We start from the raw sequence: 20848 nt of genomic DNA, 5'->3' as shown, positions 1-20848 counted from the left end.
GGGCGCCATTGGGATACTGATAATTCTACCCCCCGCCATGGTCTCTAATCGGGTCTGCCGGGGAGCTTGGGAGGTGGGTCGTGCCTGCGACGACCATTCATTTCGTCCGTCATGGCCAGGTTGATAATCCCGATCATATTCTCTATGAGCGATTGCCGGGATTCCATTTGTCCGACAGAGGCAGGGCCATGGTCGAGGCGACGGCCCATTTTATGGCCGAGGCTCCTGGCATGCGCGATCTGGAAGCCGTTTACTCCTCTCCGCTGGACAGGACCAGGGAGACCACAGCCATCCTGCTTGAGCAGATCAACCCAGCTCGTGTCCAGCACGGTTTGAAACCATTGGAGCCTGTCTATGACCGTCGTCTGATCGAGGCCGGCAACGAATTCCGCGGCAAGCGTATCGGACGCGGGCAGGGGGCCCTCTGGCGGCCCTCCAACCTGCGGCTGATCCTGGACCTGCGCCGACCCAGCTGGGGGGAGTCCTATCGGCAGATCGCCCGGCGAGTGGGGGATTTCGTCCGGCAGGTGGTCCGTAGCCATCCTGATGCGCAGATCCTGGCCGTCTCGCATGAGTCGCCCATCTGGTCGTACCGTCATCTCTTGGAGACCGGCCACCCCGAGCACAACATGTTCCTTCGAGCCACCGCTCTGGCCTCGGTGACCTCCATCACCCTGGATTGTGACACCGGCAAAGTGCTGGGAATCACCTACGCGGACCCGGCGGCAGGCGTGTGAAGACTGCTTGCACGGCCTAGGATGGCTGAGGATACTGTCGTGGATGACTGTCCGAGAACCCGATGAAGGAGCGTGATGATCATGGTGGCTGTAGAGGGAAGCCTGGAGGCCATAGCCGGGCGGCCCGCCGTGGCCCAGGCGGCTGAACAGGGGGCCAGGCTGGTAGACCTTTGGCCCTTGACGAATGCCGAACATCTGGCCAACGACGCCAAGTATGCGGAGGACCTGCAGGTGCGCATCAGCATGGTGCTGGCGCAGTTGATGACGGGAGAGGATGTGACCATCCCCGACGCTGAATACGTCTATGAGGGCGCTGAGGACATTCCTGGTCGTCCGCAGGATCTGGTGGATGCCCTTATGGCGGCCAATGATGCCATCGAGGCGGCTGCACAGGCGCAGGAAGACCGGTCCAAGATGCTTGCGGATTTGGCTGAAACCTTGGGCAGCGGCTGGGATCAGGCTCGGCAGCAGGATATGGCCGCCGGCGTGGCCAAGGTCGAACAGTCCTTGGATGGCCAGAGCACATCCCCAAAATCTCCGCAAAGCAAGGAGGGAGTGGCCCGGGCCCTGGCCACCAGCCTGGCGATTTGCCGTGATCTGCTTCGGCGTGCAGGCGCTGACCCTGATCACGCTGCGGCCGCTGCGCCAATACTGGTCTATGTCAATGAGCTCAACGAGCGGCTGGGCATTCCCCGGGCTTTCCTGTCCAGCGAGGATGTCGTCCAGGCGCTGGGATTATTGGATGATCCGGAGGCTTTCGCAGACCTGCTGGCTCCTCTGGCAGGTGCCGAGTGGGACCATCATCGTCAGGAGGTGCTCTGGGATCCCGAGGAGGCCAAGCGCAAGGCCAAGGAAGATGACGAGCGCAAGAGCCGCGAAGCCCTGCAGGCCAAGTTCGCCCATGTGCCCGAGGATCCCAACAAGCCTCCTGTGGAGCTCTGAGACCTTCTGCCCTTCGCCTTGCTATCGTCCAAGGCGAAGGGCTGGCTGGACTCAGCGATCGAAACGGGCTCCTCGTGGATCGCTGGGTCGGGCCAGCAGAATGATCCCGGCGACGGTTCCGGCGATCATGATCAATGCGCCCAAGCCAAGCAGGGAGAGCGAGGATCCCGGATGCCCGTCAATAATAGCCACGATGGCGAAGACCAGAGGGATGGCGCCCACCAGCTCGCTTGCAAAGGGCAGGAGTATCCAGTAGCCGGACATGTTGGTGTCGTGAAGCCGCCGTATGCCTACAGCCAGATTGGGTATGAAAAGTCCAAGGGTGACCAGGAGAGACAGAATCCGTCCCACAAAGATGGATCCTGAGGTGATGATCGAGATCGCAAGGTCGATGAAAAAGATCATTAGAACAACCCACCAGAATTCCCCGCGGGAGGCCCTCCCGGAGAAGACGGAATATTTGACGAAGAAACGCTTGCAAGCGTTTACGAAGTCAATGCCGTACCAGGGTGCGTTCAGTGGCGGCTCGCCGTTGAATCCGGCATCCGCATAGGGGTAGGCCGGATACTGCGGGACCTGGGGGCCGGGTTGGTAGCTGGCCTGTGGCCAACCCGCGGGCGATTGATAAGGGTTGCCCGGCGCATAGCCAGTCGGAGGGGTTGCGCCATTGGGCTGACCATTGGCCTGGCCGGGATTCGGCCCTTGACCATAGGGTGCCTGCTGCTGCCCGTAGTACTGCTGACCATAGGGCTGTTGCTGGTTGTAGTCTGGCTGTTGACCCTGCGGCTGTTGACCGTATGGCTGCCCTTGGTACGGCTGTTCCCGGCGGTAATCGTCGGCAGGTCTTTGGGCTTCGCTGATCGGATGGTACACGTCGCTTTGGTCTGAAGCTGCCGGCGCATGGCCGGATTGTCCTGGCTGAGGCTGATTCAGGTAGACTGCGGGCCCTGAGCCGGTTCCGTCTGTGTGGTCATTCTGGGGCCAGCCGTTGGCCGAACCTTGGTCATTGGGGGTCTGGTTCCCGTTGTTCGTATCATCTGGATGGCTCATGGATGTCGTCCCTCTCATCTTCTATTGATATTCCTGAATCTGACTTTTCCGTATGTTCCTATTATGGCAGGCCGGTTCTTCCGCTTGATAGCCATGAATAGTGCAGGGGATGGGGGACTCTTCACTCGTCGTCCGGATTGACCATATGATCATCGCCGGCATCGCCCAGCAGTAGCCGTTCGGTCAGGGTGATCAGGGCCAGTAGGACGGCGGTCAGCAGGATGATGACCAAAGTTGCTGAGAAGATCAACGGGGTTCTAAAGGAATTGAAGGCCGACTGCAGCCATATGCCCAGGCCGTTTCTGGCGCCCAGATACTCTGAGGTGGCCGCTGTGGCGAAGACATAGGCGGCGCTGATGCGCAAGCCGCCGAAGATCTGCCCGGCGGCCACCCGAAGCTTGACGTGCCAGAGGGTCCAGGTCCGAGTTGCCCCGCAGTTCAGGGCCACGTCCTGGTAGAAACGGGGCACGGACTTGAGGCCTCGGTAGGTCTGGACCACGATGGGAAAGAGGGCGAAGACGGCCACGATGACCACCTTGCCCAGTGGCTCGAATCCGAACCAGATCACGAACAGGGGGGCGATGGTGATCAGCGGGATCATCTGGGCGCCGGCGATCAGGGGGTAGAGGGCATCATGCAGGGTGCGCCAGCTGTAGAGTGCCAGGCCGATCACTATTCCCAGGACCGAGGCCAGCAGGAAGCCCAGCAGACCCTCAAGGGCGGTGATGGCGGTAGCGGGCAGCAGATCCTCTCGGGACTGCACTGTGGCAACCAGGATTCGGCTGGGCGCCGGTAGGGCCTGTTCGCTGACTCCTCCCAGGCGGGCTGCCAGCTCCCAGATGATCAAGAGCGCCAGCAGAGTGAGGGTCGGAGGCAGCGCCCGGGTTCTGCCCTGCTTCCCTACCTTCATCGACCGGCTGCTTCCCGAACGTAGCGATCGGTCCACAGGTCAGTGGCCTGAGGGGCTTTATTGGGATCGCCCTTCTTGGCGCCCTTGTAGGTGCCCGCCTTGAACTGGAAGTCCAGATAGTCCTGGGCATCCTTGACATTGATCAGCCCGCTGATGCTCTTTTGATCCGGGCTGTCGACCCAGTACCCCTCCTTGACGATGCTCTCCATGGAGCGCTTGGCCAGGGTCGGGTCGATGGCCGATCCCTTGGTCTCCTTGACCAGGATGTCCGCCGCCTGGTCGGGATGGCTCAGGGCGTAGTCGTATCCCTTCAGACAGGCCTTGACGAATGCCGTCAGGGCGCGACGGTGACCGGCCTGCTGCAGCCAGGAATTCTTGACCACGAAGCCCAGCTGGTCGGGGTTGCCGGGCACTCCCCAGTCGGCCTGGGTGAAGCAGTGCAGAGCCGGGCCCTTGAGCTCGCTCTCCACTCCCTCCCAATTGGCGTAGAAACCGGCGAAGTCGCCCTTGCCGCTGGTCAGGGTGGCGAAAGTGTTGGTGCCGCTGGTCACCCGCTTGAAGTCGCCCTTGCCGCCTGAATAACGGATCATCTGCTTGACTACGGCTGTCTGCTCAGCCGAACCGAAGCTGACGAAGGTCTTGTCGTCGAAGTCCTTGGGGGTCTGGATGTCGGTGCGCGAGGCCAGCGAGCACCAGCGCGCCACGGAATGCTGGCCTATGTTGAAGACTTGCCGAAGGTCGGCTCCCTGGGAGTTGAAGGTGGCCAGGTTGCTCAGCTTGGAGAAGCCTACATCGGCGACCCCGTTCTGGACGGAGGTCTCGGCTCCTGCCTGGGCCGTGGGCAGGATGGTCAGCTTCAGGCCGGCCTTGTCGAAGTAGCCCAGGTGCCGGGCCACGTAGATGCCCACATGATTGGTGTTGGGCGTCCAATCCAGCATGAAGGACAGTTTAGAGCCGTCATCGGCCTTGTCGTCTGCCCCCTTGGCCCCGCAGGCTGCGCTCGTAGCTGCCATGCAGAGCGCAGCTGTTAGGGCGAGCGCCCGCACGATCAGGTTGTGGCCGGGAACTCTCCTGAAGCCACTGTTCCTCGACATGCTCATCACTGTCACCTTGCCTCTCCGGCACCCCTGGTGCCCATCCGCATCGGGGCCGCTACGGGAAGGTGAGGAGCCCGCGCGACGATCCGGTACGGTCTTGACCGATGGAATTCTGCGATATGTGCCACGGCTGCTGCCACCAGCCGCGCGAACAAGACCACTCTAGTCCAAGCCAGCCGATCCTGCCTCGCCGTGATGAAAGGTTGCATCATATGCCTCTATACTGGGAACTCACGAGAGGTTCGTGCAGGCCGGCCGCTGTCGGTCTCGTCCGAAGCAAGACAACCGATCTCGGTAGGGGTCGACGGAGGGTTCCCATGTCGGTGACCATCAGTGATGTGGCCAAGCAGGCGGGCATGTCCGTATCCACGGTCTCCCAGGCGCTCAACGACAAGGGGCGCATTTCGCCGCCCACCAAGGACAGGGTCCGCAGGGCGGCCATGGAGCTGGGCTATATCCCCGACAGCCGCGCCCGTTCCATGCGTTCCTCGCGCTCGCATGCCGTTGGCCTGCTGGTCCCCGACATCCGCAACCCTTATTTCTCCGAGCTGGTCTATGCCGTCCAGGACCAGCTCTACTCGGCAGGCTATGCGCCCCTGATCGGCGTGTCCTCTTGCCAGGCCAGCAGGCAGGAGGACTATTACCGCATCCTTCTGTCTCGGCATATGGACGGCGTTTTGGTCGTGCCTGACGGGCCCACCTCACCCATGTTGCGCACCATGTTGGCAAGGGAATTCCCTGTGGTTTTCGTGGATCGTCCCGACCAGACCCTGCCCGGTGTCCCTTTGGTGGATTCCGATCCTGTGCCTGGCATGGAGGCTGCCCTGGACGCTCTGGTAACAAGAGGAAGCAGACGAGTGGCCTTTGTTCCGGGCCCGGAGAGCCGCTCCTATACTTTTCGCGAGCGTGAGCAGGCTTTTCTGGACTGCGTAGATGTCCGTCAGGGGCTGACAGGATTGGTGGTCCGCCAGGGGTTTGAGGATCGTCCCCGGGCGGCTGCGACCATGCACGGCCTGCTTGGCCAAGGGGTTGACGCTGTCATCTTCGGATACTCGGCTGATGCCATCAAGGCCGTCGCCATGGAGTGGGACGGCGATCTGCGCTCGCGCGTGCCCATGGTCTCCTTCGACGACTTGGAGGTTTTTCAACTGATCAGCCCCCAGGTGTCGGTCATCTCCCAACAGGTGGATCGCATGGGCCGCCAGGGCGTTGATATGCTCCTGTCCATGATCGAGCCGGGGCGGCAGGCTCCGGAGGGCATGGGCGTGGATCGCCGTCTGCGCACTCAAACACTCTTCGTGCCAAGGGGTCTGCTGGCCTAGCAATCTCTTGCGTTCATACGTTCTCTTCTGTTCGTTTATAAAAACCTGACTGTTTGGATATTGTCGGACCGTGCCGTGTCGGGGGGGGGGTAGCTTTTTGCCCTGTGAACCAAAAGGGTTCACGACTCCACGGGATCGAGTGATCTGAAGCAGAGTCACTCTTACGCGGATGGGCGGTGTCGCCCGGGTGCGTTGAAGCACCATCAACCTTATAAGGAGATTTGCAATGAAGTGGCTCTTGGACTACTTGGGTATGTCTCGAAAACAGTTTGGTATTTTCATAGTCATTACCTTATCCACCTGTATCTATTGGTTTTCCAGCATCAAGAGTGTAATTTACGAACCCTTTCGCCAAGCTCTGGGGGTTTCTAATGCCCAGCTTGGATTTTTGCTGGGTCTCATAGGTTTCGTGCAGATATTCGGTTACGCCCTGCTGGGTTGGTTGCAGGATCTGCTGCCTATCCGCAAGCTCATCGCCGTGGATCTATGGGGTTATGGAATATTCGCCCTCATTCTCGGCCTAGTGCCCCATCTGCCATACTGGTTCCTGGTACTGGCTTTCGCGGCCTTCGGCTTTTTCGGCGATGCCATCTATTGGCCAACCATTCAGAAGTCGACTAAGAGTTTGGCCACGGAACGGACGCAGGCTGCCGCTTTCAGTACTCAGGAATGTATCCGTTCCGCCATCGGACTGGTGCTTAATGCCTGCACCTTAGGATTGTTCACTCTCGGCGGTTCGCAGATCTTCGGTGCTCGCATCGCTATGTGCACCTACCCGGTTTGCATGATGCTCTTCTCTTTTGTCGTGCTTCGGTTTATCCCGAAGGACTTCCTGCATGAACAGGCTGGCACAGTCAAGAGCAAGGCCCACAAAAGCAACGGGGCTGCGATGGTCTTGCAGGCTATGAAGCTGCCAATAGTTTGGACTACCGGCTTCGGTGCTGCTGCCACTTATTTGATCTATGTGGCTGCCAACACTTACTTCCTTCCTTTCGTGCAGGCCTCATTCAAACTGTCTGATGCGGCTGCTGGTCTTTTCGGCATAGTCAATTCCGGGCTTATGGGTCTGATCGCAGCGGCTTTGTCCGGTGTGCTAGCCACAAAGAGGTTTAAGACAACTCCCCAGTGGATGGCGCTGCTCTATGTTATTGTTTGCGTCATCAGCATATTGGTCATCTTTACGCCCCGGAGCTCGGCATGGATGATCCCCGTGGTTGTCCTCTGCTGCCTCGTGACTTTCATCTGTGTGGCTTTGCGCGCCGTTTACTATGCACCAATAGGTGAGTACGGGGTAGATTCAGAGATCTCGGCCACGGCCATGTCCATTGCATCCTTCATCGGGTATTGCCCCTCGTTCTTCGCTTACATGCTTTTTGGAGCCATTATCGACAATTTTGATACCCAAAAGGCATACAACCTGATCTTTGGCATGCTGGCGGTCTTCAGTATTTTGGGGATTCTGGTCTGCATGGTCGGCAACAGGGTCATACTTCGCAAACGCCATGCCGAGTCGCATGACGTGTCTGCCCAGGCATGAATATTTACATCCATCACAAAGGAGTATGAGCAATTATGAAATTTGAACATCTAGGGACAGCTGCAGCCGAAAGAATCCCTGGCATTTTCTGCATGTGTGATCTGTGTAAGCAGGCCAGACGCATTGGAGGCAAGGAAATTCGTACCCAGTCCCAGGCTTTGGTCGACGATGCACTCCTGCTAGATTTCCCTGGTGATACTTATTGCCATTTTATTAATAATGAAAACTTTGATCTGCCGGCAATTACTCAGCTCTTCATCACTCATTGGCACTCTGATCATTTTTATGGTGAGGATCTGGCTTATCGCATGGATTCGTATGCTGACGACAATCCCACCCACATGGATGTCTATGGCTCTGAAACAGTCAAAGGCTTTTACGAGCGGGCTTTCTTCCTGGAGGAGCATTACGATTACGACAAGTTGACGTATCACGCTCTTCATCCTGGTGACAGTGTCACAGTGACGGCTGGGAACGGCAGGACCTACACGGTATGCGCTTTTGAAGCCAAGCATGGCCATCATTTCGGCGACTGTCTCTTCTATGGACTGACAGACGGTCAAGTGGGGCTGCTGTATGCGCATGATACGGCCTACTTCTACGAATCAACCTGGAAGGATCTGGCCAAAGCTGGGCTAAAATATGACTACGTTTCCTTGGATTGCACTCATGGGTTGACTGATTTCAGTTCCGATGTCCACATGAACTTTTCTGACAATCTGCGAGTTAGGGATCGCATGGTGAAGATGGGACTGGCCGACTCGCACACTATGTTCGTGTGCAACCATTTCTCTCATCATGGCAATGCCAGTTATGAGCAAATGCAGGAGGCCGCCGTCAGGGAAGGGTTTGTCAGCTCTTACGACGGAATGGTGACGAACATACAGCTCCAAGCAGTCTAAGCGTGGGTTTCGCAGGCGATCCTGACCATTTTGGCCAGGGTCGCCTTTCTGCGTCTGCCCTAGACGGAAGTCGGAGTGGAGACGACGTACGCCTTGTAGCGAGGTCTCGACAAAAGAAGTGCATACCGTGCGGAGTGTCGGGGGGCTGTGTCGTCTCTGTCAATGACCGCTACTGACCTTTCGGCCATTTGCCGCCCTTGTCCAGACCCTGCTATTTGTGACGCAGTTCACAAAACATAAAAATTACTACATGTAGGCAACAAATCATCCTCAGGCACTACATATGGTGGTCACGGCGTGATAGAGTGAGTCTTGTCAGCAAAGAATGACATCCATGTGATTCGCCGTTCCTAGCATGGAATTTGGGAACGCCAAAGCAACTGCACATGAGTAACCGTATGAATCGTATGAGGAGTGACGATGGATACTGAGGTCATGACCGATAGCGTGAAGGAGCGTGGCATTTCGGATCGCGATGCTGTCGATGGCATTCTGGTCGAGAAGCGCGACGGCCGGATCGTCGATTTTGATCCCGTCAACATCATGAACGCCATCGAAGCCGCCTTCAAGGATGTCAAGCACGAGGTCAGCCCTGAGGATCGCCAGCAGATTCGGGACATGGCCCTGACCGTCCAGTCTGAGATCACCGATCGCTACACCAATCCGGTCAAGATTGAGGACATCCAGACCCTGGTCGAGCATGCCCTGGTCAATGCCCACCTCTACGAGATCGCTCGCTCCTATACTTCCTACCGTCTCGACCGCGACATTCAGCGGGCTAAAGCCACCGATGTCAATGAGGCCGTCCACCGCCTGACCAGCAAGGACGAGACTCTGGTGCGCGAGAACGCCAACAAGGACGCCAACGTCTACGCCACCCAGCGTGACCTGCTGGCCGGCGCGGTCTCCAAGGCTTCAGCCTTCGCCATGCTGCCCAAGGATGTCTCCAACGCCCACATGAAGGGTGACATCCACTTCCATGACGCGGACTATTCGCCCTTTACGGCTGAGACCAACTGCTCCCTGCCTGACTTCGGCGATATGCTGGCCCACGGTTTCGAGCTGGGCAATGCCATGATGGACTCGCCCAAGTCCATCGGCACGGCTGCCACGCAGATCACCCAGATCATCAAGGACATCGCCGGCTCCCAGTACGGCGGCCAGACCGTCAACCGTTGCGATGAGATGCTGGACAAGTACGCGCGTCTGGACTACAAGAAGAACTATTCCATGGCTGAGGCCGTCCTGCCGGACGAGGAGCCCATCGATGTGGCCAAGGATGTCGTCCGCGGCCTCAAGGCTCGGGAGGCTGACTGGCTGCACCTGGATGATCGTGCTCCCATCGGCGAGGATGCCCCCTTCGACCTGGACGCTCCACAGATTGTTCGGCTGCGTCAGGTCTATGCCAAGATCCTGACCCGCAAGAACATCTACGACGCCATGCAGACCATGGAGTACCAGATCAACTCCAACCGTGTCTCCAACGGGCAGACCCCCTTCGTCACTGTGGGCTTCGGCCTGGGCACCTCCTGGTTCGCCAGGGAGATCCAGCGGGCTATCTTCCTGATCCGCATCCGTGGACTGGGCAAGGATCGCCATACCGCCATCTTCCCCAAGCTGGTCTTCACTATCAAGCACGGTCTGAACGCGGACGAGGGCGATCCCAACTACGACATGAAGCAGCTGGCTCTGGAATGCTCGACCAAGCGCATGTACCCTGACGTGGTCTTCTACGAGAACCTGGTCAAGATCACCGGCTCCTTCAAGGCCCCCATGGGTTGCCGCTCCTTCCTGCAGGCCTGGACCAACCCCGAGACGGGCGAGGACGAGGAGGACGGCCGCATGAACCTGGGCGTCGTCACCGTCAACATCCCTCGGATCGCGCTTGAGTCCCGCGGCGACAAGGATCGCTTCTGGAAGATCTTCGACCAGCGCATGGAGGTGGCCCATCACGCTCTGCAGTTCCGCATCATGCGCTGCAAGCAGGCCACTCCCATCAACGCCCCAACCCTCTACCAATACGGCGCCTTCGGCAGGCTGAAGCCGACTGACAGCGTGGACACCCTCTTCCGCAACAGCCGCTCCACTGTTTCCTTGGGCTACATCGGCCTTTATGAGGCCACCAGCGTCTTCTACGGCAAGGACTGGATGAAGGACCACTCCTGGGATCCGGAAGGCAAGGAATTCGCCCTGAGCATCGTGCGCCGGATGAATCAGCTTTGCAAGCAGTGGGAGAAGGCCGAGGGATACCACTACTCGGTCTACTCCACTCCGGCCGAGTCGCTGACCGACCGCTTCGCCAGGATGGACAAGGAGAAGTTCGGCGTAGTCGACGGCGTGACCGACCACGACTTCTACACCAACAGCTTCCACTACCCGGTCTGGCTGCGGCCCACGCCCATGGAGAAGCTCAGCTACGAGCGAGACTTCCCCTACCTGGCCTCGGGCGGGTTCATCAACTACTGCGAGTTTCCCTCCATGCAGCAGAACCCCAAGGCCTTGGAGGCGGTATGGGACTACGCCTACGACATCGGCATCGGCTATCTTGGCACCAACACGCCCATCGACCACTGCTTCGTCTGCGGCTACGAGGGCGACTTCGAGCCCACCGAGGAGGGCTTCAAGTGCCCCGAGTGCGGCAACGACGACCCTGACAAGTGCAACGTGACCAAGCGCACCTGTGGCTACCTGGGCAACCCCGTCCAGCGGCCCATGGTTCATGGCAGGCACGAGGAGATCGCCCACCGCGTCAAGCACATGGAGGGCGAGACCGGCCATGTGGTCCTCAAGGACGGATCCACCAAGGAGTGGTTCGACGACAAGGCCGAATAGGCTCTGACAAGACGCAGTACATGGCGGGCCCGGGTAGTTTGCGGCCCGCCATTGTCATGAGGAGGACCAGATGACGGACAAACAGGGGGTCATGAGAAAGACAGGTGGCCACCGTGACTTCGCGGCTGATGAGCAGGGGCGCGGTCCGGGGGTTCCCTCTGCGCTGACCAACAATCCCAGGGCCGGCCAGTGGGACGGTCGCCGGCTCAGTCGGGGAATCGTGGCGGACTACAAGCCTCTGGTCATGACCGACGGCGAGGGAATCCGCTGTTCCCTCTACGTCAGCGGCTGCCCTTTCCGCTGCCAGGGGTGCTACAACGCATCCATCTGGGACTTCGGCGCCGGGCATCCCTATACGCAGCAGCTTGAGGACCGCATCATCAAGGACCTGTCGCTGTCCTATGTGCAGGGCATCACCTACCTGGGCGGGGAGCCCCTGCTCAACACCCCTATGCTGCTGGACCTTTCGGAACGGATCCGGCGCGAGTTCGGTCACGAGAAGGATATCTGGTGCTGGACCGGCTACACCTGGGAGGAGCTGAACCGGCCGGGGGAGACCCCGGACAAGGCCCAGCTGATCTCCTACCTTGACGTGCTGGTGGACGGACGCTACTTGGAGAATCGGAAGAACAGCCTGCTTCAGTTCCGAGGCTCGGACAACCAGCGGATCATCGACGTGCCACGGTCCTTGGAGCAAGGCCAGGTGGTCATCTGGCCTAAGCTGCATGACCAGACCAGGTTCATCCCGGAGACCTACAGCAAGGACCGGCAGCAGGAGCAGCAGCGGGGCTGATACCGGCTTCCGCTCTGAATTGGTCTACGTCGCCTTGCCGGGGCACAATGGGTGTCATGACTGATGAGCATGATCATGACGCCAAACCCGACCTTCCCAAGGATCTGAGGGTCCGCTTCTGCCCTTCGCCGACCGGCACCCCGCATGTGGGCATGGTTCGAACCGCACTCTTCAACTGGGCCCAGGCCCGGCACTCGCACGGTACCTTCGTCTTCCGCATCGAGGACACCGATGCCCAGCGCGACAGCGAGGAGAGCTACCAGCAGATCCTGGACGCCCTCAAGTGGCTGGGGCTGGACTGGGATGAGGGTGTGGAAGTCGGCGGTCCGGATGGCCCCTACCGGCAGTCCCAGCGCGGCGACATCTACCGCGATGTGGCCCGACAGCTGCTGGATGCCGGCTACGCCTACGAGTCCTACTCCACCGCTGAGGAGATCAAGGAACGCAACCTGGCCGCTGGCCGTCCGGCCGCTTTCGGCTATGACGGCTACGACCGCGACCTGACTGAGGAGCAGCGCCAGACTTTCCGCGATCAGGGCCGGCAACCCGCCCTCCGCATTCGTATGCCTGACGAGGACATCGCCTTCGACGACCTGATTCGCGGGCATATCGAGTTCAAGGCCGGATCCGTGCCCGATTATGTGATTGTGCGTCCCAATGGCGACCCACTGTACACCCTGACCAATCCGGTCGATGATGCCCTCATGCACATCAACGTGGTCCTGCGCGGCGAGGACCTGCTCAGCTCCACCCCCCGGCAGATCGTTCTCTACCGGTACCTGATGAAGCTGGGCATCGCTCGGGCCATGCCCCTGTTTGGGCACCTGCCCTACGTCATGGGCCAGGGCAAGAAGAAGCTGTCCAAGCGCGACCCCGAGTCCAACCTCTTCCTGCACCGGGAACACGGCTTCATTCCCGAAGGTCTGCTCAACTATCTGGCCCTGCTGGGCTGGTCCATCGGCCCCGACCGGGATGTCTTCTCCATGGAGGAGATGATAGAGCACTTCGATATCCGCGACGTCAAGGCCAATCCGGCCCACTTCGACATCGATAAGGCCGTGGCCATCAACGCCGAGCACATCCGCATGCTGGAGCCGCAGGACTTCCTGAACCGGTCCCTGCCTTATCTCAAGCGCGACGGGCTGGTGAGTGCCGAGCGCTGGCAGGATCTGAGCGATCGTGAACAGCGAATTCTGACCGCGGCCGCTCCCTTGGTCCAGCCTCGAGTGCGTCTGCTGGGCGAGGTCTCCGGCATGGTAGGCAGCCTGCTCAGCCAGGAGGAGTACCTGGAACCCGAGCCGGATGCCCGAAAACAGCTCAAGGACTCCGCTGGACAGGTTCTGGACCTGGCCATTGCCACCCTGCAGGATGTGTCAGACCAGGATTGGAAGACCGATCACCTGCACGACCTGCTCACTCAGGCGCTGGTGGATGAGGGCGGCTACAAGCCCCGTCTGGCCTTCGGCCCGGTCAGGGTGGCGGTCTCGGGAAGGCGGGTCTCACCGCCCCTGTTTGAGTCCCTGGAGATCCTGGGCAAGGGCACAACACTCCGAAGGTTGGCCAACTTGCGCCAAAACCTCTGAGCGGGTATATTTCTTTTTTGTTGTGCTACTGACCTGCTGAACCGGGTTCGTACGCGGCGAAAAGTGAAGCCCCCGTCGTCTAGCGGTCTAGGACTACGCCCTCTCACGGCGCCAACACCGGTCCAAATCCGGTCGGGGGTACGACATGTGGCAATCGTCCAAGCGATTGTCGCACAGCCAATTGGGGTATGGTGTAATTGGCAACACAGGTGATTCTGGTTCATCCATTCTTGGTTCGAGTCCAGGTACCCCAGCGATAGAGACATGAAGTCCCAAGGAGCGGAATACCGACACGGTGTTCCGCTCTTCTTATTTACGCATTACCATGGATTCTAGGGATGCTTCTGGTTTGCAAGGCGGCGGTCGGAGGCGTCCACCAGAGTTGCCCACGGTGTGAGCAAGCAAACAAAAAGAGGAGGCCCGGCAGACTGCTATGTCAGAGTTTCCGATGATGGAATCTGATACTTTGAGCATAGAAGCTTGAGTGAGGAACCCAATCATCGGCTGATCGGGCTACATCACCCGGTATATGAATCATTGTACGATTTTTTCGATAAAGGTGTGTGATTATGACGACAATCATGGTGTTGGGAGCTGGTTATGCGGGTCTTCGCGTGGTCAAGAAGCTGGCTCATGCAAAGACCGATGCCCATATAGTCCTGGTCAATCAGAACGAGTACCACTACGAGTCCACCCAGCTGCACCAGGTGGCGGCGGGAACCAAGGAGCCGGCGGACGTGGTCTTCGACCTGCGCAAGTCCCTGCCTGATTCGGTGGAGCTGATTATTGACAAGGTGGTTGGCATCGATCAGGACAACCGCAAGGTCAGCCTGGAACATCACGATCCTCTGTCCTATGATTACCTGGTCAACGCCCTGGGCTTCGAGTCGGAAACCTTCGGCATCAAGGGTGCCGAAGAGTACGGATGGCCGCTCGTTGACGTGGACACCGCTCTGGCGGCCCGCAAGAAGCTTGAGCAAACGTTGGCCCGCTACCAGACCAGCCATGATCCGCTGGATCTGAGCATCGTGGTCTGCGGCGCTGGCTTCACCAGCATCGAGTACCTGGGCGAGTTGGTCTACCGTCTGCCTCAGCTCTCAAAGCGCCTGGGCTTCCCCATGGATCAGGTCAAGGTGGACTGCATAGAGGCTTCGCCCAAGATTCTGCCTATGTTCAGCAAGGACCTGGTCGACTGGGCTGTGGATTACCTGCGCAAGCGGGGAGTCAACTTCCACACCTCGACCCCCATCACCGAGGTCAGGCAGGATGCCGTGGTCTCCAATGACCAGGAGTTCAAGGCCCATACAATCATTTGGACAACGGGTGTGCGTGGTAGCCACGTTATTGCCGATTCCGGGTATAATCAGAAGCGTAACCGTGTAGTGGTCAGGGATGACCTGTCGGTGGAGCAGCATCCAGAGGAATTCCTGGTGGGTGATGTCAGTGCCGTTCCCGACCCCCAATCGGGTCGGCTCTATCCAACCACTGCGCAGATTTCGATGGCCCAGGCTGATACCGCGGCCGCGAATGTCCTCGCCAGAATGCGGGGACAGGAGCCCCAGCGGTTCACCTTCCGAAGCCTGGGGACCGTGTGCTCTCTCGGTCCCCACGACGGGGTTGCCGAAATCGACCGTATGGGCACGCTGAAGCTCAAGGGCAAGGTGGTCTCGGTTCTGAAGTGGATCGTGAACGAGCGGTCGGTCCTGGAATTGGCTGACGTGCGTACCATGTTGGAGAGCAACTGAACCAGCGTCTCAAGGGACGCAAGGGGCTAGACGACGAGGGAGAGGAGGACGAACATGATTCAGGTCATGAGAATGCGGCGCATGTTCGTCCCGTTCCAGCCTCGGATTGGATCGTTCTGGGCGACGATGGCCATCGGCCCTGCGTCCATCGACATCATTGACTACCTCCTGCTCCTCCTCATTCCGGCGAAGACCGTGGCCGACTGTGGCCTCCGCCAGAATGTTGGAGGCCCCCGTGCCCGTGCGCGGATCGGCAGGAGCGAGAGGAGAGTGGCATTAGCATGAGTTTTCTACAAGGTTTGTGGTTCTTTGTCATCGGCCTGCTTTTTGCGGGATTCCTTCTGCTTGAAGGATTCGACTTCGGCGTTGGCATGGCTACCAGGTTCGTGGCCCGCGATGGTGATGAGCGCGCCACCTTCATGAGGGCTATTGGCCCCCACTGGGATGGCAACGAGGTCTGGCTGATCACCGCCGGCGGCGCTATGTTTGCTGCTTTCCCACTCTGGTACGCCTCCCTCTTCTCCGGGTATTACCTCCTGCTCTTCCTGGTGCTGGTCTCCCTGATCCTGCGCGGCGTCTCTTTCGAGTTCGCCTCCCACGCGCTGACCAGCCGTGAGCGTGGTGTCTGGCAGTGGGCCAACTTCATCGGCTCGCTCTTTGCGCCATTCTTCCTGGGCATGATGCTGACCAGCCTGATCCAGGGCATTCCCATGGATAAGAACGGCGATGCGTGGCCCGGGTTCTTCGACGTGTTCAACTGGCTGTCTGTGGTCGGTGGCATCGCTGTCGTCTTCTTCAGCTTCGTTCATGGCCTGCACTTCCTGAGCCTGAAGATGGGGGTCATGGATTCCCGTCGGATGCTCAACGTCAGCGAGAAAGCTTACTGGATCGCCTATCCGGCTCTGGTCGTCTTCGTGCTCCTGGCCATCTTCAACACCGACTTCTACAAGGCTCGTCCGCTGTCCACCTGGCTGATCACCGTCATCATCCTGGCATCGGTTATCGGAGGCCACGTTGCCGTCTTCAAGAAGCGTGGCGGCTACGCCTTCACCTGCTCGGGCATCACCCTGATGGCCATCATCGCTTTCATCTTCAACGGGCTCTTCCCGCGCGTGATGATTGCTGATGATCCGGCTCACAACCTGCTGATTCAGGATGCCTCGGCATCACCGCTGACCATGAAGATCATGACTGTGGTGCTCTGCATCTTCCTGCCCATCATGCTGGCCTACTTCATCTGGAGCTATTTCATCCAGCGCAAGCGGCTGGACACCGATGGTGCCCATCTGACCTCGCCTGTGGCCCCTTCGGCCACCGTGGCTGAGACCGTCTGAGCGCCAAAGGAGGCAGGGGGGCAGTGCTGGCAGGACCGGAGCGCATCCTGAGGATAATGCATTGATTGACAAAAATCTTTTCCGTTTCGACGGAGTCCGGTCTACCTTGGGCCTGCTGGCCGCACTGTCCCTGTTCCAGGGAATAGGTGTGGTGGTTCAGGCCTACGGGTTGACCTTGGCTCTGGTGCGTATTTGGCACCTTCAGAACCTCAAGGTGTTGGTGGTGCCAGTGCTGATCTTTCTGGCTGCCTACACCTGCCGACAGCTCTGCGATGTGGCCAAGGATCGTTGTGCCACTGACCGTGCCGATGCCATCGTAGCTGAGCTGCGGCCCAGCATTCAGGACAAGGTCTTCTCGCTGGGGCCATCGGCTCTGGCTCGGCGTGGCACAGGCTCGGCCGTCACCATGTTGGTGGATGGACTTGATCAGGTACGCACCTACGTACTGACAGTCCTGCCAAAGATGATGGATCTCATTTTCATTCCATTAATCGTTCTGGTGGTGGTTTGGACCCAGGATGCAGGTTCAGGGCTGATTCTCCTGCTCATGCTGCCCCTGCTCATCTTCTTCATGGTCATCCTGGGTCTGGCAGCCAGGGATCGCTCCAGCCGGCAGTATGCCCAATTTCGCAAGCTCAACACCAGGTTCATGGATACAGTCTTGGGCCTGCCGACTCTGAAGATGCTGGGTATTGACAAGGAATACGAGGACGAGATCTATTCGGTCTCGGATCGCTTCCGCAAGAGGACCATGAGCGTTATCCGGGTGGCCATGACTTCCACCTTTGCTTTGGACTTCTTTGCAACCTTGGCCATCGCCATCATGGCCGTCTTCTTGGGCAACAACTTGATCAATGCCAAGGTGGAGCTCTTTCCAGCCCTCTTGGCCCTGATTCTGGCTCCTGAGTACTTCATGCCCATCCGCCAGTTTGGCGATGATTTCCACGCCACGCTGAACGGCAAGAACGCCTTGGACGATATTGCGGATATGCTGGCCCAGCCAGAGCCGAAGCGCATGGAGGAACTGGACTGGTCCGGATGGAAGGAAGACAGCCACCTGCGTCTGGAAGGAATAGACTTCGCCTATCCTGGCCCCAAGCCGGTAGAGAGCAGTGCTTCAGCCGGGGCACAGATGGATGCCATGGCCAAGTCCGAGAGCCAAAAGACCAGCAAGAAGAGCCGCAAGCGCAAGTCTTCCATAGTTCAAGGCGGTAACGGGGGGGCGGTCTCGGCTGAGTCCGGTTCTACAGCACCACAAGGAACTGCAGTCGAGGCGGTCGCGGATTCACGGATCAGTGAGTCCGAGGAGGGGTCGCAAGAGCAGCCTCTGGCTCTGAGCGGTCTGGACTTCAACCTGCATGGTTTTTCCAAGGTGGCCATTGTCGGTCGTTCTGGAGCTGGCAAGTCCACGCTGATGGATCTGCTGGCCGGCTTTGACCAGCCCAAAGCGGGCACCATCGACCTGGATGGTCATCAGCTGGAGCATTGCAACGTGGCTGCCTGGCAGCGGCACATCAGCTATATTCCCCAGAACCCCTTCATCTTCCATGGCACCGTATCCGACAATATTCGCTTTTACAACCAGGAAGCAGACGATGCCCAAGTGGCCCGTGCAGCCGACCGGGCTGGACTGACCGACTGGCTGACAACATTGCCCGACGGTCTGGGCACTCAAATCGGCGAGGGCAACCGCGGCATCAGCGGCGGCCAGGCACAGCGAATCGCCCTGGCCAGGGGCATCCTGGACCCCTCACGCGAGATTCTGTTCTTTGACGAGCCCACCGCTCACCTGGACATCGAGACCGAATACGACCTGAAGCAGACCCTGCTGCCCATCATGGACGGGCACCTGGTAGTCCTGGCCACCCATCGGCTGCACTGGCTGGCCAACATGGACTGGGTGATCATGCTGGAGCATGGACGAATTGTAGCCCAGGGCGATCCGCGCGAGCTGATCGGTCAGGGCGGGCCCTTGGATGCGCTGATCGATGAGATGGGAGGGAACCAGATTGCCGACTACCAGCAGGACTGAAACCGCCGGAAGAGAAGGCGCGGGGACATCGAAGACCTCCCGCCGCGGCCGTGGGTTGTCGGGCTATATGCATATCTGGCACCGGGATCATTGGTTCTGGCCCTACCTGCGTGAGAACAAGGGGCTGCTTGCTCTGATCTTCTTCCTGGGGACCATCACCTTCGTGTGCGCGGCTGGACTGATGTTCACATCGGGATTCCTGATCAGCAGGTCGGCCCGCCATCCCTTCAACATCTTCGCCGTATACGTGCCGGTGGTCCTTACCAGGGCCTTCGGCATCGGACGACCCACATTCAAGTACATGGAGCGCATCAAGAGCCATGACTGGGTGCTCCGGGTGGTTTCCAAGCTGCGGGTTCAGCTCTACCGCACCCTCTCGCAGGACGCAGCCTTCCTGAACGAGCATGAGCGCACGGGCACGGTCCTGGGCATGCTTTCGGACGACTTGGACCATCTGGAGAACTTCTACCTGCGCACCATCTTCCCTACGGTCGTAGCCTACATGATGTGGGTGGTGGTCACCATCGCCGTAGGCGTCTTTTCCTGGCTGACCTCGCTCCTGCTTTTCCTGCTTTTCGCCCTTATTCTGATCCTGGTACCGCTGGTCTCGCTGGCTTATTCAGACGGGCGGTACGACATGGAGAAGGCACGGCGGCAGGATCAGTACACGGCAGTGACCGAGAGCTACATGGGCCTGGGAGATTGGGTGATCACTCGCCGTCGCCACCGCTTCGTGGACACGGCGTCCGGCGACTTCAACGACATCGCCGCCGGCCGCAGAGAGCAGAAGCGGTTCGAACGCTGGCGCAACTGCGGCATCCAGATGATTTTCGCCCTCATGGTGGTGGCTCTGATTGTTGGAGCGGATCTGCGTATGACCAGCTCCACCTCCATTGCGGACTTCGCGGCAGCCGTGGTCCTGGCGGTTTTCCCTCTGGTCGACTGCTTCATCGTGGTCTCCCAGGCCGTGGCCGAGGTTCCCCTCTACACAGACTCGCTGGACCACCTGAATGATCTGACCGAGCGGGTCGAGTCCCGGCGAATTGAGCCGAGCGCCCAGACCAGGCTGGAGGGGCCGATCAAGTCAATCGTCTTCGACCATGTCAGCTTCTCCTATGGTCCTGATGACCCCCTGCTGCTGGACGACTTCAGCCTGCGAATCGAAGGTGGGCAGCGCGTGGCCCTGCTCGGTCCCAGCGGCGAGGGCAAGACGACGGTTCTTCAGCTGCTCCTGGGCGACCTGCGCCCCACCAGTGGCCGCATCCTGATCAATGGAATACCGGTCGATGCCTTGCAGGATCAGCGTCCTGAGCTCTTTGGCTACCTGAACCAGCAGGCCTTCCTCTTCAACACCACCATCGCCTCCAACGTGCGTCTGGGCGCTCCCCAGGCCGATGATGATCAGGTTCGCCAGGCTCTGAAGGCTGTACAGCTGGATCAGGTCGTAGATGACATGCCCCAGGGAATCGACACGCCAGTGGATGAGGCTGGCGGCCGTCTTTCAGGCGGGCAGCGCCAGCGTCTGGCCCTGGCCAGGATTGTGCTCAAGCGCACGCCGATCATTCTTCTGGATGAGCCAACCATCGGTCTGGATCCCATAACCGAGCGGCGGCTCATGGCCATGATCTTCAAGGTCAGCCAGGATCGCACCCTTCTTTGGGTGACCCACCACCTCCAGGGGCTGGAGGAGGCCGACCAGGTCATCTTTATGCAGGATGGTCATATAGCCATGCAGGGTCGACCTGTTGATTTGTACCATGAGAACGCCCGTTTCCGTGAACTTTATCGCATGGATGTCTCGGACGTGGACAATGGTGCCGGTCAAGGGATATACTTAAAGAAGCAGTCAGATTCAGATGGACGGAACCCTGTTGAATGACCATCAGGCTGTTTCCCGAGCAATGAATTTTGCACGGTTGTCGGGTCGCCGATCTTGTTGGATGGCCTCCCGGCCAGTCACCGTGCGCCGTCGGTTCATGGACTGGACGGTGAGGAAACCGGAGCCCGTGGAAGCGACCAGGTCGCGAAGTCG

General features: G+C 59.3%; 15 protein-coding genes and 2 tRNA genes. 14 read left to right on the top strand and 3 right to left on the bottom strand.

Annotated features, from left to right (window positions below):
- The first annotated feature begins 80 nt into the window (after positions 1 to 80).
- Complete coding sequence (locus tag H3T92_RS06660; RefSeq protein WP_144085290.1) at positions 81 to 737, top strand: histidine phosphatase family protein; 657 nt, start codon at positions 81 to 83, stop codon at positions 735 to 737.
- Between the two features lie 75 nt (positions 738 to 812).
- Positions 813 to 1679 carry a hypothetical protein gene (locus H3T92_RS06655; RefSeq protein WP_232350343.1) on the top strand — a complete coding sequence of 289 codons (867 nt, stop codon included), beginning with the start codon at positions 813 to 815 and terminating at the stop codon, positions 1677 to 1679.
- A 51-nt stretch (positions 1680 to 1730) separates the two neighbouring features.
- On the opposite strand, the gene H3T92_RS06650 is transcribed toward H3T92_RS06655, so the two are convergent.
- The 3 genes from H3T92_RS06650 to H3T92_RS06640 form a co-directional block, all read right to left on the bottom strand.
- Positions 1731 to 2729: a DUF805 domain-containing protein gene (locus H3T92_RS06650; protein WP_198189641.1), complete on the bottom strand. Its 999-nt coding sequence runs from the start codon at positions 2727 to 2729 to the stop codon at positions 1731 to 1733.
- Between the two features lie 121 nt (positions 2730 to 2850).
- Positions 2851 to 3639: an ABC transporter permease gene (locus tag H3T92_RS06645; RefSeq protein ID WP_144085292.1), complete on the bottom strand. Its 789-nt coding sequence runs from the start codon at positions 3637 to 3639 to the stop codon at positions 2851 to 2853.
- On the bottom strand, positions 3636 to 4739 hold the full coding sequence (locus H3T92_RS06640; RefSeq protein WP_232341914.1) for an ABC transporter substrate-binding protein: 1104 nt from the start codon (positions 4737 to 4739) through the stop codon (positions 3636 to 3638). Before H3T92_RS06640 ends, H3T92_RS06645 begins: the two co-directional genes overlap by 4 nt.
- A gap of 314 nt (positions 4740 to 5053) precedes the next feature.
- On the opposite strand from H3T92_RS06640, the gene H3T92_RS06635 reads away from it, so the two are divergent.
- From H3T92_RS06635 to cydC, 12 genes are all read left to right on the top strand, one after another.
- A complete protein-coding gene (locus H3T92_RS06635; RefSeq protein ID WP_186279354.1) occupies positions 5054 to 6058 on the top strand; it encodes a LacI family DNA-binding transcriptional regulator in 1005 nt (334 codons plus the stop codon).
- Positions 6059 to 6284: 226 nt separating this feature from the next.
- Positions 6285 to 7595 carry an MFS transporter gene (locus H3T92_RS06630; protein WP_198189640.1) on the top strand — a complete coding sequence of 437 codons (1311 nt, stop codon included), beginning with the start codon at positions 6285 to 6287 and terminating at the stop codon, positions 7593 to 7595.
- Between the two features lie 35 nt (positions 7596 to 7630).
- The gene (locus H3T92_RS06625; RefSeq protein ID WP_198189639.1) at positions 7631 to 8497 is read left to right on the top strand and encodes an MBL fold metallo-hydrolase; all 867 of its coding nucleotides are present in this window, start codon (positions 7631 to 7633) and stop codon (positions 8495 to 8497) included.
- A gap of 435 nt (positions 8498 to 8932) precedes the next feature.
- On the top strand, positions 8933 to 11329 hold the full coding sequence (nrdD, locus tag H3T92_RS06620; RefSeq protein ID WP_101431959.1) for an anaerobic ribonucleoside-triphosphate reductase: 2397 nt from the start codon (positions 8933 to 8935) through the stop codon (positions 11327 to 11329).
- 70 nt (positions 11330 to 11399) lie between these two features.
- Positions 11400 to 12122 (top strand): anaerobic ribonucleoside-triphosphate reductase activating protein, encoded by a 723-nt coding sequence (nrdG, locus tag H3T92_RS06615; RefSeq protein WP_198189638.1) that lies wholly within the window; start codon positions 11400 to 11402, stop codon positions 12120 to 12122.
- A 56-nt stretch (positions 12123 to 12178) separates the two neighbouring features.
- On the top strand, positions 12179 to 13705 hold the full coding sequence (gene gltX, locus H3T92_RS06610; RefSeq protein WP_198189637.1) for a glutamate--tRNA ligase: 1527 nt from the start codon (positions 12179 to 12181) through the stop codon (positions 13703 to 13705).
- A 68-nt stretch (positions 13706 to 13773) separates the two neighbouring features.
- Positions 13774 to 13846: transfer RNA gene (locus H3T92_RS06605), tRNA-Glu, on the top strand.
- 41 nt (positions 13847 to 13887) lie between these two features.
- Positions 13888 to 13959: transfer RNA gene (locus tag H3T92_RS06600), tRNA-Gln, on the top strand.
- Between the two features lie 315 nt (positions 13960 to 14274).
- Positions 14275 to 15450 (top strand): NAD(P)/FAD-dependent oxidoreductase, encoded by a 1176-nt coding sequence (locus tag H3T92_RS06595; protein WP_198189636.1) that lies wholly within the window; start codon positions 14275 to 14277, stop codon positions 15448 to 15450.
- Positions 15451 to 15731: 281 nt separating this feature from the next.
- Complete coding sequence (cydB, locus tag H3T92_RS06590; RefSeq protein ID WP_144085299.1) at positions 15732 to 16784, top strand: cytochrome d ubiquinol oxidase subunit II; 1053 nt, start codon at positions 15732 to 15734, stop codon at positions 16782 to 16784.
- Positions 16785 to 16845: 61 nt separating this feature from the next.
- Positions 16846 to 18816, top strand: coding sequence for an ABC transporter ATP-binding protein/permease (locus H3T92_RS06585; protein ID WP_232341915.1), 1971 nt, complete (start codon positions 16846 to 16848; stop codon positions 18814 to 18816).
- Positions 18817 to 18883: 67 nt separating this feature from the next.
- Positions 18884 to 20695, top strand: coding sequence for a thiol reductant ABC exporter subunit CydC (gene cydC / locus H3T92_RS06580; protein WP_198189635.1), 1812 nt, complete (start codon positions 18884 to 18886; stop codon positions 20693 to 20695).
- Positions 20696 to 20848 lie beyond the last annotated feature (153 nt).

This window comes from Bifidobacterium sp. W8112 (genome assembly GCF_016101425.1).
Taxonomy (GTDB): Bacteria; Actinomycetota; Actinomycetes; order Actinomycetales; family Bifidobacteriaceae; genus Bombiscardovia; species Bombiscardovia apousia.
The sequence above is the reverse complement of the archived record's forward strand: the minus strand, read 5'-3'. Positions and strand labels throughout refer to the sequence as shown.